This window comes from uncultured Bifidobacterium sp. (genome assembly GCF_949292005.1).
Taxonomy (GTDB): domain Bacteria; phylum Actinomycetota; class Actinomycetes; order Actinomycetales; family Bifidobacteriaceae; genus Bifidobacterium.
In genome coordinates this window covers 41,217-56,332 of sequence record NZ_CASEXV010000025.1, presented here as the reverse complement: position 1 = coordinate 56,332, position 15,116 = coordinate 41,217, and the positions used below count along the sequence as shown (strand labels likewise).

Below are 15,116 nucleotides of genomic sequence, written 5' to 3'. Positions count from 1 at the left end.
CGCATCGATCCGTGGTCACTTACTCGTCCCGCGCAGTGAGGATGACCGGACCATCCTCGGTGATGGCGATGGTGTGCTCGGTGTGCGCGCCCCGGGATCCATCCGAGGAGCGCAACGTCCATCCATCCTTCGGATCCTGATAGATCTCGTCGGTCGTCGCCATGAACCAAGGCTCAATGGCGATGACCAGACCCGGACGAAGACGGTATCCGTGGCCGGCCCGCCCGTCGTTGGCCACATGCGGATCGCCATGCATAACGTGCCCCACGCCGTGCCCGCCGAACTCCACATTGACCGTGTACCCATCCGACCGCGCCACATCGCCGATGGCGGCGGAGACGTCGCCCAGGCGGTTGCCCGGCCGCGCCTGCGCGATGCCTGCCTCAAGGGCCTTCTCCGTGCACGCGATAAGACGCAGATCCTCGGGATTCTTGTCCCGCCCGACGACGAAACTGATCGCCGAATCACCCACCCAACCATCGACGCTGAGCGCCAGATCGAGGCTGACGAGGTCGCCGTCCTTGAGGTTGTAGTCGTAGGGAACGCCATGAAGAACGGCATCGTTAACCGATGTGCAGATGTAGTGGGCGAACGGTCCCGTTCCGAAATCGGGAGCGTAGTCCACGTAGCAGGATTCCGCGCCTTTGCGACTCAGAACCCTCTCTTTGACATAATCATCAATCTCCAGGAGGTTGGTGCCGACGGTTGTGCGCTTGCGCAGCTCCGTGAGAATGGACCCCACGAACCTTCCCGCCGGCTTCATCGCCTCGATTTCCGATGGCGTCTTCAACTCAATCATGTCTTCACCCTAGTTCCCCACACGAACAAGAACGATGCGCCGTCCGCGGGATGGTCAGCGGGACCTGCCGAAACTGAACGCTCGGACGACCGCCACCACTCCGGTCACAAGAAGGGCGACCGCTGCGAAGATGATCATCATGGCCGTGGCCGACAGCGGGAACACGAGGACCACCACGCCAGCAATGATGGACAGAACCGCATAGGCGACCGCCCATCCCGAATTCGGAACCTTCCAGGACTCCGTCAGCGCGATGACTCCCTCCATGATCCATCCGATGCCGACCGTCATAGTCACCAGCACCGCGAGAGTCGTCGCGGACAACGTGGTGTTCTTGAGCATGATCACGCCGCCCACGGAGAGAAGAACGCCGACCAGAATGTCAAGAACCCTCCATCCCGCGGGGAGCCCCAGCTCCACCAGTGCGCTCACGATTCGGATCACACCCGACACGATGAAATAGATTCCAATCAGAATCGCGGCGACCGACAGCGTCCGCCCTGGCCAGAAAAGAAGTGCACCGCCAAGAAGAACGGCGGCCACGCCCAGAATCCCGTACCTGGTCCGCACTGCGCTTTTGGCCTTCTGCGGAAGCATCTCCTCGACAAGCCGGAAGGGATTCGACGCCGGACCCTCGTTCCATCCGCCGTTTCCGGGCGTGCCGTTCTGTGGTGTCGATGTCATAATCGTTCTCCTGCGTTGATTCCAGCCGTCCCCACCGTCGTGGTCGTCCATGGCGACCACGTTCGGCGCGGCCAAAGCTTTGTGCACATGCCGCTTCAATGGTAGCCGAGTGAAAAGGTCCGCGAATACCCGCGGAAGGGATCCACGCGCACTCCAATCCCCCATCCCACTATCCGGTCATCCACCCAGATGACGGCTCCGCGTGCCGCGCTGTCCCGTTTGTCTTCAATCACGGATGTGGATAGTGTGAAAACATGACGACATCTGAGCTCTCCGGCGTGGATCCCTCCTCCTTTTCGGCGGTTACCACACCACGTGACGATTTGTTCCGCTATGTCAATGGTCCATGGATTGACACCTATCGGCTGCCCGACGACCGTTCCCGTTATGGATCCTTCGACCGTCTCGCAGAGCAGGCGGAGAACGACATCCGGGACATTCTGGAGGACGACGACAGCACGGCCCCCAAATCGCAGGCCCTGTATCGCTCCTTCTGCGACACCGATTCGGTTGAGGAGGCCGGAGCGTCACCGATTCGCCCCGATCTTGACGCCATCGACTCGTGCTCCGAAAAAGATTCCCTCACTGAGACTTTGGGATCGCTGTCCGCCCAGGGAGGACCCGACCTTCTCGACATCGGCGTGTACGGCGACCCGGGAGACCCGGACGTGAACATCGTCCACATCGAGCAGGGTGGTCTGGGACTCCCCGATGAGGCGTACTACCGCGAAAAAAGATACGAGCCGATACGCCAGTCCTACGCGCGAATGGTGTCCGACCAGCTCCGGCACGCGGGTTACGACGATGCGGATTCGCAGGCCGATCTATTCCTTCGCGTGGAGACGCGTCTCGCCGCTTACCACTGGAACAACGTCGAGACTCGCGATTCGCAGAAAACATATAATCCCACCGACTTCGCCGATCTTGAATCCTCGCTGGCCGGTTGGAACATCGAACGATGGGCCCGCGCGTGGCAGAGGTCGTACGACTCCACTCGGGCATCCTCGCTTCTGCCGGTGGATATTCTCTCCGCGTTGTCCCGCACGATCGTCCATGAGCCCAGCTTCATCTCCGGATTGGGCCGTTTTTGGCGGGACAGCACTCTTGATGAGCTGATTCTCTGGGCCCGCGTCCATACCATCATGGGATGGGCCCCCATGCTGTCATCGGAATTCGATTCGACCAACTTCGATTTCTTCGGAAGAACCCTGTCTGGGGCTCCGGAGCAGCGCGCCCGTTGGAAACGCGGGGTTTCCCTCGTCAACAGCGTATGCGGCGAGGATGTCGGGCGCGAATACGCGTCACGGCATTTCCCACAGGAGTCGCGCGAAAGGATGGAGGCGCTGGTATCCAACCTCATTGAGGCCTACCGCGCATCGATCCGATCCAGCGACTGGCTGGGCGAGGGCACGAAGGCGAAGGCGCTCGACAAGCTCGCGGCATTCGTCCCCAAGATCGGATGCACCTCGCATTGGCGCGACTACTCCGCCTTGGATATCCATTCCGACGCGGGCCTTGTACCGAATATGCGCGCGGCTTCCCTCTACGAATCGGGGTATCAGCTGTCCAAGGCGGGGCACGCCGTTGACCGTGACGAGTGGCTCATGAACCCGCAGACGGTGAACGCCTACTACGAGCCGACCATGAACGTCATCGTCTTCCCCGCGGCCATACTTCAGCCTCCCTTCTTCGATCCAAACGTCGATGATGCCGCCAACTATGGAGGCATCGGCACTGTGATCGGACATGAGATCGGACACGGCTTCGACGATCAGGGAAGCCAGTACGACGGTCACGGCCGCCTCAGCAATTGGTGGACCGACGAGGACAGAGTCCGCTTCGACAAGCTCACGAAATCCCTGATCGCCCAATACGATTCGTATGTTCCCGAACAACTAACCGAAAAGTACGCTCAGAATCCGGACCACGCCCCACACGTGAATGGATCCTTGACAATCGGAGAGAACATCGGTGACCTGTGCGGCGTGTCCATATCACTCAAGGCATACGCATTCGCCCTCGCCGACTCGTCCTCACTTCCCCACGACGAGTCGGCGAATGGCATACGCGATCTGCTGGAAACCGCACCCATATTGGACGGATTCACGGGGATTCAGCGTTTCTTCCTGAGCTATGCCTCGATTTGGCGCACAAAACAGCGCGACGAGCTTGCCGAACAGTATCTGCAGATCGATCCTCATTCGCCTGCCGAATTCCGGACCAATGGAATCGTCCGCAATGTGGATCTCTTCCACGAGGCCTTCGGCGTGCGTCCAGAGGATGGGATGTGGATGGATCCCGATTCGCGGGTGACCATCTGGTAGGACAAGACCGGCGTTCTGACGACCCTCCCATTGTTGGAGACATGGCCGTCATCGTGCGCGATGAGCCGCGGCGGCATCGCCTGTCGCATCTTCGGAGGAATCCGAGGATTCGTCGCCCCTCGTTGCATTCTCATGGACATGTTCGTCGCCATCACCATCTTCCCGCTCATCCTCCTCAAATTCCTCGCCTCCCAGGCCGTCCTCCGTCTGAGCGGGAAGAGGCGATTTGACGAAAGTGCTGGTTCCTCGAGACAGATCATGCCCCACACACGAAGCATGCATGACGATCGACGTGCGATTGATGCCGTCCTTGGTCCACTCGTCCTGGGCAAGCGACCCAGTGACGATCACAGGATCGCCCTTCCTCACACTCGTCATCACGTTAACCGCCAGTTGACGGAAAGATTTCACTGTGATCCATACCGTGGGATGATCCCTCCATTGCCGCTGCTGCGCATCAAAGAATCGTCTGGTGCACCCCAGACGGAATGAGCACGCGGCGGGCCCTCCCTCCCGTCCGAACGAACCGGGATCCGAACCGACGAAACCGGTGATGACTGCAATTCCCTGCTGCGGCATGATGTCTCCTTCCGACGCGCGGCAACAATGAGTTCCCCATGGTTTCGCTTCTGTTCCAATAGGGAACGCCAATCCGAGTGGTCCGCGCAGTCCGTGCGGACACATCGAAGGGGGCTTCCACCAAGCTCCGGTCGAGAATCACGGCCAACGCGGTGGCACCATTCTCGACCGACGCCGATCATGGAGGGGCTCCCTCGAAGGAGTTGTGGTCGAAGGCATGGCGGCCGCCATCAGACAGGACAAGACATCAAACCAGACCAGCCCCAAACGCAACAACGAATGGTCCGTCCCCCATCAAGGGAACGGACCATCACAGCCGTAGCAATCGGACACGAGCACCGCCAGATACGCGCACACGCCTCGAATCGGTGTCAGAGAAGCTCCCGCACCCGTTCCACGATTTTGTCCGCGGCGGAGTCGGCGGGAACCGCGACGGATCTCTCGCCGGTACGGTCACGCACCTCGATCGTGCCGTTGGACACCGTGTCGCGGCCAGCGACCGCCACAACGGGAACGCCGATCAACTCGGCGTCCTTGAACTTCACTCCGGGAGACACCTTGCGCCGGTCGTCAAACAACACCTCGACGCCCCGCGCCTCAAGCTCCCCGACCAAACGCTCGGCCGCGTCAAATGCCACGCTGTCCTTGCCGGTCGCGATCACATGCACCTGCGCCGGAGCCACGGCCACCGGCCATGCCAAACCCTTGTCGTCATGATGAGATTCGGCGATGCACGCCAAAACGCGGGACACGCCGATGCCATAGCATCCCATCCACACGGGGACTGCCTTGCCATTCGAATCCAACACCTTCAGTCCCAACGCATTGGAGTACTTCAGCCCCAACTGGAAGACCTGTCCTATCTCAACACCGCGCTGGAAGCTCAACGGCCCTGAACCATCCGGGCTCATATCGCCCTGACGGACCTGAACCGCCTCAACAACCCCGTCGACGTCGAAGTCGCGGCCATAGACGGCATGGGCGACGTGAAGCCCCTGACGGTCTCCGCCCGTAAGCCATTCGGATCCACGAGCCACATGCGCGTCCATGAAATAACGCACGGGGTCGGAGATGGACTTCTCGCGGGCCTGCGGTCCAAGGACCCCCGGCCCTATGTAACCTTTCACCAGTTCCGGATGAGCGGCCAGATCGCCCTGGTTCGCCTCCTCGATCTCGTTGGGTGCGAACTGGGCCTCCAGCCGCTTGAGATCGACCTGGCGGTCCCCAGGCACCGCGACGGCCACGAGCTCCCGCCAAGGACGATCATGCTTGTCATCCTCAGGGTGCTTCACTGCGATGACGAGGTTCTTCAGGACATCGCCGGCCTTCCAAGGACGCCCGTCATCACGCGGATGAGCCGCGTTCGCGCGATCCACCAACGTCTCGATGGTCTCGCTATCGGGCGTGGGCAACGGCTCAATCGCCGGAGTGCCCGAATAATCGATATCAGCCACCCTGGGGGTGGTCAGCGCCTCGACGTTCCACGCCTTGCCCGATGGCGATTGAGCGAAGGTGTCCTCGCCGATGGCCAGGGGGGCCAGGAACTCCTCCGAGGCCGAACCACCCATAGGCCCGGACATCGCATGGACGATCACATACTCCACGCCAAGCCTGCGGAAAATGCGCTCATAGGCGGCCCGCTCGTTCTCATATGCCTTGCGCAGCCCCTCCTCGTCGATGTCGAAGGAGTAGGCGTCCTTCATGATGAACTCGCGTCCCCTGATCAGGCCCGCTCTGGGGCGGAACTCATCACGGTACTTGGTCTGGATCTGGTAAAGAGTGACAGGAAGATCCTTGTAGGACGAGTACATGTCCTTGACGAGAAGCGTGAACATCTCCTCATGCGTGGGTGCCAGAAGATAATCGGCCTGATGCCTGTCCTTAAGACGGAAGAGGTTCTCCCCATACTCCTCCCAGCGATGGGTGGCCTCATAGGGCTCACGTGGCAGAAGCGCGGGAAAATGGACCTCCTGACCTCCGATGCCGTTGATCTCATCGCGGACGATGCCCTGTATCCGGTTCAAAACGCGCAGACCCAGGGGAAGCCACGTCCAGATGCCGGGGGCCGTCTTGCGGATGTAGCCCGCCCTTTCTAGAAGGCGGGCCGAATCGACGTCGGCGTCCGCGGGGTCCTCGCGAAGCGTGCGCAAAAACAAGGTGGACATGCGAAGTGCTGTGGAAGTCATGCGTCCAAATTATGCGCGCGAGGGGACAACGCGCGGGACGACGGCGCTGGGGATGGCACAACCTCACGCGGACGAGCGCAGAATGGCAGCCAGACGGAAGGCGAACGGAAAATCCTAGAACAGCTCGCTTTGCATGAACTCGTCCTGATCCTCAACCGCTCCGGACGACCCCATGAAGCTTCGCAGATTCCCCTCATTCAAGGCGGCGACGGCATCCTCCGACCGGGCACGGAGATCCCCATCAAGATCGACTGCGGCCGGCGACACCGCGAAGGCTCTTTCCGATATCCCCTCAAGGAACAGACCATCCATGGATTCGACCCTCGACAGCGCGACATACCCCATGCCCGGCGCGAAGGACCTGCGCAAATCCATAACGGCCGTGTCCAATGTCATGCCCTGGGATTTATGGATCGTGATGGCCCAAGCGCAACGCAGGGGAACCTGCTTGACCGATGCGAGAACACTGTCGCCGTCCATCATCTCCCACGAGGCGGGCTTCATGGTGCAGACGTTGCCGTTGTCGAAATGGACGACCGGCCATCCTCCGTCGTTCGTCGAGGCGAAGCCGCGAACCGTGCCAATGGATCCATTGACGTACTGTCCATCGGCGTCATTGCGCAGGGCCATAACCGCGGCACCCTTCTTCAGCGAAAGATGCTCAGGGGCGAGCATGTTGCGCGATAGCTGGCGGACAAGATCGGCGGGGCCGGTTTTCTGCGAGTCGAAACCGCGTTCCGCGGAGTCGATCATGGCCAATCTCGTCGCATTGAGAGAGTCGGCCTGTCTGTTCATGGGGAACAGATGGACCGTCGGGGCGTCATCCTCGGGAGACACCCCCACTCTGCCCGCCAAAGCGTCACGATCGCCGTCATCGACGAGACCTCCGCGGATGTCGGTGAGAACGCCCAGAAGACGCCCGTCATCCTGTCGATGCTGCTCGTCCAGATAGCACACCACGGGAGACAGCTCGTCCCAGACGCGGGATTGCGTGATGAATCCGTCCGGGTCCCTGCCCCTCGCATCATACGACGCCCTCGCGGCATTCGACATGGCCTCGGCCCCCCGAGCCGTGGCGCGGGAGACGGGAGGAAGCTGGAAGAAATCGCCGGAAAGCACGACCTGCAGCCCACCAAAGGGTTCAGGCCTGTTCCGCAGGGACCGGCACACGCGGTCGACCATATCGAAAAGCCATGCCTGCATCATCGACACCTCGTCGATGACGAGCACGTCCGCCTCCTGAATCTTCCGACGCCGACGGGAGCGGATCGTTCGCAACAGCGAATCCGTCAAAACGGTGGACACGCCGACCCCGCTCCATGAGTGGATGGTGCGGCCATTGATATGGGTGGCGGCGATGCCCGTCGACGCGGTGACGGCCACATGCGCGCCGGATTCCCTCGCGGCGGCCACGAATCTGTTGAGGACATAGGTTTTCCCCGAGCCCGGAGCGCCGGTGAGAAAAACGGAGCATCCCTCGTGAAGAATGCGCAAAGCCTCGGATTGTCTCACTCCCCCGCCTCCCTCTCAGGATCTACGGGCGCACCGGCGCCTTCCGAGGAAATGCCGAGAAGGCGTCGTAGAACCCGAACCACGCCATTATCGGCATTCGATGGCGCCACGAACCGCGCTTTGATAAGCAAGTCCCTATGCGCGTTGGCCATTGCGAACGACCACTCGCCCGCGGAGAGCATCTCCAGATCATTGAGGTAATCGCCAAACACCGCGGTCTGCGAGGCAGCGACTCCGAGCGCCTGACGCAATGCCAGCACTCCCCGCCGCTTGTCGGTTTCGTGATCCATGATGTCGACCCAATGCAAGCCTGAGACCACAACCTGATGGCTGCCGCGGAATCCCGCGAAAACCTGATCAGCGGTATCCTGAGCGTTGGCGAAATCCACCACCGCTACCTTGATCACCGTCTCCCGCACGGAGGCGAGGTCGCGGACCACCCGAAGATTCGCATAGTATTTCGACGCCTCCTCGATGACCTTCGGATCGTCGCGGGACACATAGGCGCAATCAGGACAGCACAGAACCACCGCGATGTCCCGGCGTCCCGAGCGGCACGCCTCCTCGCCGGCATCGACCATGTGGCGGACATCCTCTCGATCCATCCCGGTCACCGACACAACGGAGCCGTCCGCGACGACGAGGTTCCCGTTCTCGGCTATGTACGACCCTCCGGGATTATGAGCCCCGAACATGGCGCGCAACGTCGCATACTGCCGCCCGCTGGCGGGGACGAAACACACGCCCCGCCGGCGCATAAGGTCGAGAACGGACCAGAAAGACTCGGGAACCCGTCCATCGACATCAAGAAGTGTGCCGTCCATGTCGGCGACGACAAGTTTCAGATCGGCTCCACCCCAAGGTATCGAGGTCCAATCTCGGGCCATGGCCACCGCCTCTCCATCGTATGATCCATGCCCGTCAGGCTCATACGGACATCCTCATGAACGGCCGCACGCTCTCCACGCGGAACGTCGCCGATCAGTAATCGGCCTTCTGCGGATGGTTGACATCCTCAACCGGATTGCCCTCGTTCTCATAGGAGCGCAGAAGGCTTGTGGATTCAACCCTCGCGGCCCCCTCACGAGTCCGCTGGTCATCGGGACCGGGAGCGGGGACGAACATCATATCGCGGTAGTACCGCAGCTCGTCGATTGACTCGATGATGTCGGCGAGGGCACGATGGCCGCCATGCTTCGCGGGCTTGTTCCGATAGACATCCGGATACCAGCGGCGAGAGAGCTCCTTCAACGTGCTCACGTCGATAACCCGGTAGTGCAGGCGTGACATAAGGTCGGGCATGTATCTGTCGAGGAACTTCTTGTCGGATCCCACCGAGTTTCCGGCCAGATGGGCCCTGCCCTCACGTGGGAGGAAACGCGACACATAGTCGATCACCTGACGCTGGGCCTGCGCCAAGGAGAGCCCTTCGGACTCCCATTCGGCGACAAGGCCCGACGACGTGTGCATGTTCCGGACGAAATCGTTCATATTGGCCACCGCGGCATCGGACGGGCGTATCACCAGATCGATGCCCTTGTCGAGAACCGTGAGATTGAAATCCGTGGGAACGACGGACACCTCGCACAGCTCGTCACGGAAGATGTCCAAGCCGGTCATCTCGCAATCGATCCATATCAGCCTCGACTCCTCCGGGGTGAATGTCGGATCCTCTTTCGTCTCAGCCATCACGGCCGCCTTTCCTCGCCAACAACGAACATACGAGACTACCGCGCCGCCCTGACGTCGGCGACGCGGAGACACACAACAAGCAGGAGTGGTATCAGTTGTGGAATCCCGAATAGTTGGGCGCCTCGGCTGTCATGACGATGTCATGCGGATGGGATTCACGCAGGCCGGCGTCGGTGATTCTGATGAAGCGGCCGCGTTCCTTGAGCTCCGGAACCGTATGCGCACCCACATAGAACATCGACTGGTGCAGGCCACCGATCAACTGGTAAAGGACGGCGTTGAGCGGGCCACGGTAGGGAACCTCCCCCTCGACGCCTTCCGGAACCACCTTGTCGTTGCTGGTCACATCGGCCTGGAAATAACGGTCCTTCGAGTAGGACTTCTTGCCGCGGGGCGCCATGGCCCCCAACGACCCCATTCCCCGATAGAGCTTGTATTGCTTTCCGCGCAGAAGAACCTTCTCTCCAGGAGCCTCCTCGCAGCCTGCAAGCGCTCCACCGAGCATGACGCAGTCCGCTCCCGCAACGATGGCCTTGGCGATGTCACCCGAATAGTGGATTCCGCCATCGGCTATGCACGGGACACCGGCCGCCTTGCATGCCTGCGCAGCGTCGTACACGGCGGTGAGCTGGGGCACTCCCACCCCCGCGACAACGCGTGTGGTGCAGATCGATCCGGGGCCCACGCCGATCTTAACCGCGTCGACACCGGCGTCAATCATGGCCTGCGCGCCTTGGCGCGTGGCCACGTTGCCCCCGATGATCTGGACATCACGGAACGCGGGATCGGCCTTCAGACGACGTATCATGTCCAACGCGAGACGCGCCTCGCCGTTCGCCGTGTCGACGACGAGAGCATCCACGCCCGCCTCCATCAAAGCCGAGGCACGCTGCCACGCGTCGCCGAGGAATCCGACGCCGGCCGCCACGCGCAGACGTCCCTGTCCGTCCTTCGTCGCATCCGGATACTGTTCGGTCTTCACGAAATCCTTGACCGTAATCAGTCCGGTCAGATGACCCTCGCCATCGACCAGAGGAAGCTTCTCGACCTTGTGGCGCGCCAGAAGACGATGGGCATCCTCACGGGAGATGTCCGACGGACCGGTGATCAGACCATCCTTCGTCATGACATCCGACACCTTGAGGCGGTCGTAGTCCTCGGAAGCGATGAAGCGCATGTCGCGGTTCGTGATGATTCCGACCAGTCTGTTGGCCTTGTCGACGACGGGCAGCCCCGAGATGTGAAAACGCCCACACAGCTTGTCGAGATCGGTGAGGCTGACGTCGGGGTTCACCGTCAATGGATCGGTGATCATGCCCGACTCGCTGCGCTTCACGATGTCGACCTGCGCGGCCTGGTCGTCGATGGACAGATTGCGGTGGAGCACGCCGATGCCGCCATTCCTCGCCATGGCTATCGCCATATCCGACTCGGTGACGGTGTCCATGGCAGCGGAGATCGCCGGAACCTTCATGGTTATCTCGCGGGTCAGATGCGTGGTGGTGTCGACTTCGGACGGAATGACATCCGTCTCGTTGGGAAGAAGGAGGACATCGTCATAGGCGAGCCCAAGCTTGGCGAAGATTGGGGGCACCGGAGCATACGACGATTGAGCATCAATATTAGGATTTGTAGCCATAGGCTCACTATATGAGCGTGTGGTGACGTGCGACACTCGGCTGGGAGCTTAGCGCTCGACCCCGTTTCCTTCATCGTCGTGACGGCCATCGCCGTCGGCGTCAGCGTCATGCCGGGAAGGGACAACGTGACCGGTCGGAAGCGGCCCCTCTTCCTGCGCCGAGCAGTGCCCCGACGAATGTCGCCCCGCGGATCTGATCGCGATGTTCTCCTCCTTTATCTCGGGAAGTCTTCTGCGCAGATATGGCAGCATGGTCGCCACTGCGAGCGCCGCGGCCGCCACCAGCATCCCCACAAGAACCTGAATCGCCGGTATGACAAGAATCGTGATGGACCCGAAGGCTATGAGAGCGGCCCACCCCCACAGGATGAGAACCGCCCCCTGCACGGAGTGGCCGATGCGCAGCATTCTGTGGTGAAGATGCATGCGGTCGGGATGCATGGGCGACTGGCCTTTGCTCAAGCGGCGCACTATCGCCAGACACATGTCCAGCACGGGGAGGAAAAGGACGAGAATCGGCAGAAGCACCGGCATGAAAACCGGCAAATAGATGCTACTGTGCACCGAGGCGGGATCGATGTGGCCCGTGAGGATAATCGACGCGCAGGTGATGAGATATCCAAGAAGCATGGACCCCGAATCGCCCATGAACAGCTTGGCGGGATGCCAATTATGCAGAAGGAATCCCACACAGACCCCCACCATGGCGACGTCGATGAGGGTCGCCAGCGACGCGTAGCTGGGCGAGGAACGTGACAGGATATACGAGTATCCGCCGAACGCCACACCTCCTATCGCCACGATTCCGGCCGCGAGGCCATCAAGCCCATCGACGAAGTTGACGGCGTTGATGGACGCCACGATCAGAAACGCCGTTATTGCCATGGACAGGCTCGGAGAGGCCGTGACCAATGATCCCAAAGGAAGCGAGATGATCTGAAGGCCTCCCCAGGAGACGAAAACGGATATGAGCAGCTGGCCGGCGAGCTTGAGCATCCAATCAAGGTCCCACAGATCATCGGCGACGCCAAGAAGACAGATCAGCACAGCCCCCGCGACCACAACCCACGCCTGATGGCCATCACTGAGAAGCCCTCTCGTGAATGGCACACCCCTGGCGACAAGCATCGCGGCGGCGAAGCCCAGAAGCATGGCCACCCCACCCATGCGGGGCGTGGGAACCGTATGGACGTCCCTCGCCCGAACCTCACCGACCGCTCCAAGCCGTATCGCAAGATGCCTGATCAACGGAGTGGACATCCATGTGAACGCCCCGGCGATGGCCGCTAGGAAGATGTAGACCCTCACGCGACGAGGCCTCCGCCGTCGGCATGCAGAATCCTCAGGATCTCCGCCGCAGGTATCACGCCTTCGCGAATGACGGACACTCCGCTGGAGGATCCGGAATCGGCCGCCACCACCGTGCTGGCGACATGGCTGGACGTGGGGCCGCCGTCGAGATAGAGATCGACGTCGTCACCTAGGGCATCCACCGCCTCCTCAACGCTTTGCGGGCTGCGGCCGCCCGACCGGTTGGCGCTTGACGCAGCCAGGGCTCCGATCTCCATCAGGACGGAGCGGGAGACGTCCGAATCGGGGACGCGAATGGCTTGAGAAAAAGATCCATCAGCCTCATGGCGCACGGTGACGAGCGAACATCCCTCATCGGCCACTGCGATGGGCGAGAATGGGCCGGGAAGAAGGGCCGCGGACAACCGCCTGAGAGCGGGAGGAAGGACAAGTCCCAAGGATTCCAACGATTCCACTGAAGGAACGAGAATCTGAAGGGCCTTGGAACGCGGTCGTCTTTTCACCTCATAAATGCGTTCGACGGCCTCCTCGTTGAAGGGATCGCAGGCTATTCCATAGACCGTGTCGGTCGGAACCACGATGACGCCCCCCCGATCCACGATCTCCCTAGCCGCGCGCAGGGAAACGTCGTCAATGGTCAACACCGTGCTCATCGATCCTCCTGACCGCGCGCTTTCGTCGCCGCTCGTCTCATCGTCGCCTCGTCAACCCCTCATTGGACCATTGCACCACGACTTGCGCGGCAATCACATCCACCACATTACACAGGAAGTCCTCCCGGAATGTCATACACCACATCAGCCATATCCCCCTACGAACCGGACGGGACGGCCTGCGACAACCTATCCCTGATGACGTCGGGACACCTGTACGATTCCTCCGATCCACGGCTATGCGACATGCGCGCGAGGGCGGCCGACCTATGCGAGCGGCTGAACTCCACACCACGGATCCGCGCCCGCGAGCGCGGGGATATACTCTCATCTCTTTTTCCCGGGCACGGCGCGGACCTTGACATCACCGGCCCGCTCCATGTGGATTACGGCGTCAACACGTCACTGGGCGAACGCGTGTACGCGAACTACAATCTCACCATTCTCGACTGCGCGGAGGTGACGATCGGCGACGATGTCATGATCGGCCCGAACACGAGCATCCTCACCGCCATGCATCCTATGAGGTGGCAGGACCGTGATGCCCGGACATCGCCGGACGGTCACCTGCACAACTATGAGTACGCGCTTCCGATCACGATCGGGCCACATTGCTGGATAGGCGGTTGCGCGACGATACTGGGCGGGGTGACGATCGGCGCGGGCTGCGTGATCGGGGCCGGGGCCGTCGTGACTCGCAACATTCCCGACAACAGCGTGGCCGTGGGGAATCCCGCCCGGGTGTCAAGGTCCATCGACAACCATGATGCCGCGTGCTTCCAGAATTACGCCTAGTTCTTCAATGACGTTGGCCCTTTTACGTCTATCCCTTTACGGCCACGAGCGCACGTGGCCGATGCGTCCAATCCGGCATCGTGCGAACGTGCCCAAACCCATGCGCCTCGGCATGGGCGGCGAGAAGACCGCCTTGCGTGATGTCGTGCTCCATCACGAGAAGACCTCCCGGCCGCAGAAGCGAGCATGACCGTTCGATGATAAGCCTGGGCACTGCGGTGCCATCGCGGGATCGTCCATACAGGGCCATACTCGGATCATGGTCTCTGACCTCGGGCTGCTCGGGGACGCGGCCGTCGGGAACGTAGGGGGGATTCGTGACCACCACGTCGACAGTCCCGTCCAGCTCCCTCAAGGTGGACGACGCCGTCGCGTCCGCGGCGACAAGATGATAGGCCCCTGCGATATCGGGTCTTGCCCCGATGAGTTGTGTACTGTTCCTTGTGGCCCACGCCAATGCCTCCGTGGACAGTTCGACCGCCCACACCTGGGCGTTCGCCACCTCCGAAACCATTGACAGCCCTATCGCGCCGCTGCCCGCGCATAGGTCGACGACCCGCGGCGATTCGATACGTCGATCCACGAGCCAGTCGATGGCCTCCTGCACCACAAGCTCGGTCTCTGGGCGTGGAATGAACACTCCCGGGCCCACGCGGACGGTCAACCCGCGAAATCGCGTGTATCCAATGATCGTCTGCAACGGCTCACGGGCGGCCCGCCTTTCGATCAAGGCACGATACGCACAAAGAGCGTCCCGCGGGGAGTCCACGAGGGAATCGACCGTCTCGCCGATAAGCCGCGCACGATCCACATCACCCTTCCCAAGACCACACGAATGCGCCAGAAGAACGGACGCGTCATGGTCCGGCGAGTCGACCCCCGCCTCTTTCAAGATGGCGGAGCCTCGGCGAACCAGCCCGTCGACGTCGATGGCCATGCCGT

General features: G+C 61.4%; 12 protein-coding genes and 1 pseudogene. 2 read left to right on the top strand and 11 right to left on the bottom strand.

What is annotated here, in order from left to right:
* Positions 1 to 19: 19 nt before the first annotated feature.
* Positions 20 to 799, bottom strand: a complete 780-nt coding sequence (gene map, locus Q1X90_RS01255; protein ID WP_300765846.1) for a type I methionyl aminopeptidase — start codon at positions 797 to 799, stop codon at positions 20 to 22.
* 54 nt (positions 800 to 853) lie between these two features.
* A pseudogene (locus tag Q1X90_RS01250) lies at positions 854 to 1,420 on the bottom strand (DUF308 domain-containing protein); the annotation flags it as partial.
* A gap of 317 nt (positions 1,421 to 1,737) precedes the next feature.
* Between Q1X90_RS01250 and Q1X90_RS01245 the strand changes: the two are divergent.
* Positions 1,738 to 3,807, top strand: coding sequence for a M13-type metalloendopeptidase (locus Q1X90_RS01245; RefSeq protein ID WP_300765844.1), 2,070 nt, complete (start codon positions 1,738 to 1,740; stop codon positions 3,805 to 3,807).
* A gap of 48 nt (positions 3,808 to 3,855) precedes the next feature.
* On the opposite strand, the gene Q1X90_RS01240 is transcribed toward Q1X90_RS01245, so the two are convergent.
* The 8 genes from Q1X90_RS01240 to Q1X90_RS01205 form a co-directional block, all read right to left on the bottom strand.
* Entirely contained in the window at positions 3,856 to 4,386 is a 531-nt protein-coding gene (locus Q1X90_RS01240; protein ID WP_300765843.1) for a single-stranded DNA-binding protein, read from the bottom strand.
* Between the two features lie 371 nt (positions 4,387 to 4,757).
* Entirely contained in the window at positions 4,758 to 6,572 is a 1,815-nt protein-coding gene (locus Q1X90_RS01235) for a proline--tRNA ligase (protein WP_300765842.1), read from the bottom strand.
* Positions 6,573 to 6,686: 114 nt separating this feature from the next.
* Positions 6,687 to 8,084: a PIF1 family DEAD/DEAH box helicase gene (locus Q1X90_RS01230; RefSeq protein WP_300765841.1), complete on the bottom strand. Its 1,398-nt coding sequence runs from the start codon at positions 8,082 to 8,084 to the stop codon at positions 6,687 to 6,689.
* A complete protein-coding gene (locus Q1X90_RS01225) occupies positions 8,081 to 8,971 on the bottom strand; it encodes a Cof-type HAD-IIB family hydrolase (RefSeq protein ID WP_300765840.1) in 891 nt (296 codons plus the stop codon). Before Q1X90_RS01225 ends, Q1X90_RS01230 begins: the two co-directional genes overlap by 4 nt.
* A gap of 94 nt (positions 8,972 to 9,065) precedes the next feature.
* Positions 9,066 to 9,773, bottom strand: coding sequence for an oligoribonuclease (gene orn / locus Q1X90_RS01220; RefSeq protein WP_300765839.1), 708 nt, complete (start codon positions 9,771 to 9,773; stop codon positions 9,066 to 9,068).
* Between the two features lie 94 nt (positions 9,774 to 9,867).
* Positions 9,868 to 11,415: an IMP dehydrogenase gene (guaB, locus tag Q1X90_RS01215; RefSeq protein ID WP_300765838.1), complete on the bottom strand. Its 1,548-nt coding sequence runs from the start codon at positions 11,413 to 11,415 to the stop codon at positions 9,868 to 9,870.
* A gap of 48 nt (positions 11,416 to 11,463) precedes the next feature.
* On the bottom strand, positions 11,464 to 12,723 hold the full coding sequence (locus Q1X90_RS01210) for an MraY family glycosyltransferase (protein WP_300765837.1): 1,260 nt from the start codon (positions 12,721 to 12,723) through the stop codon (positions 11,464 to 11,466).
* Entirely contained in the window at positions 12,720 to 13,379 is a 660-nt protein-coding gene (locus Q1X90_RS01205) for an L-threonylcarbamoyladenylate synthase (RefSeq protein WP_300765836.1), read from the bottom strand. The genes Q1X90_RS01210 and Q1X90_RS01205 overlap by 4 nt, the downstream gene beginning before the upstream one ends.
* A 129-nt stretch (positions 13,380 to 13,508) precedes the next feature.
* Here Q1X90_RS01205 and Q1X90_RS01200 point away from each other — a divergent pair, with 129 nt between their 5' ends.
* Entirely contained in the window at positions 13,509 to 14,174 is a 666-nt protein-coding gene (locus Q1X90_RS01200) for a sugar O-acetyltransferase (RefSeq protein ID WP_300765835.1), read from the top strand.
* Positions 14,175 to 14,202: 28 nt separating this feature from the next.
* On the opposite strand, the gene prmC is transcribed toward Q1X90_RS01200, so the two are convergent.
* Positions 14,203 to 15,111 carry a peptide chain release factor N(5)-glutamine methyltransferase gene (prmC, locus tag Q1X90_RS01195; RefSeq protein ID WP_300765834.1) on the bottom strand — a complete coding sequence of 303 codons (909 nt, stop codon included), beginning with the start codon at positions 15,109 to 15,111 and terminating at the stop codon, positions 14,203 to 14,205.
* Between the last annotated feature and the right edge of the window lie 5 nt (positions 15,112 to 15,116).

Coding starts and splice junctions, on each gene's coding strand:
- Q1X90_RS01225 (WP_300765840.1), bottom strand. CDS start 8,971: ATGGCCCGAGATTGGACCTCGATACCTTGGGGTGGAGCCGATCTGAAA.
- Q1X90_RS01245 (WP_300765844.1), top strand. CDS start 1,738: ATGACGACATCTGAGCTCTCCGGCGTGGATCCCTCCTCCTTTTCGGCG.
- Q1X90_RS01240 (WP_300765843.1), bottom strand. CDS start 4,386: ATGCCGCAGCAGGGAATTGCAGTCATCACCGGTTTCGTCGGTTCGGAT.
- guaB (WP_300765838.1), bottom strand. CDS start 11,415: ATGGCTACAAATCCTAATATTGATGCTCAATCGTCGTATGCTCCGGTG.
- Q1X90_RS01235 (WP_300765842.1), bottom strand. CDS start 6,572: ATGACTTCCACAGCACTTCGCATGTCCACCTTGTTTTTGCGCACGCTT.
- orn (WP_300765839.1), bottom strand. CDS start 9,773: ATGGCTGAGACGAAAGAGGATCCGACATTCACCCCGGAGGAGTCGAGG.
- Q1X90_RS01200 (WP_300765835.1), top strand. CDS start 13,509: ATGTCATACACCACATCAGCCATATCCCCCTACGAACCGGACGGGACG.
- Q1X90_RS01205 (WP_300765836.1), bottom strand. CDS start 13,379: ATGAGCACGGTGTTGACCATTGACGACGTTTCCCTGCGCGCGGCTAGG.
- prmC (WP_300765834.1), bottom strand. CDS start 15,111: ATGGCCATCGACGTCGACGGGCTGGTTCGCCGAGGCTCCGCCATCTTG.
- map (WP_300765846.1), bottom strand. CDS start 799: ATGATTGAGTTGAAGACGCCATCGGAAATCGAGGCGATGAAGCCGGCG.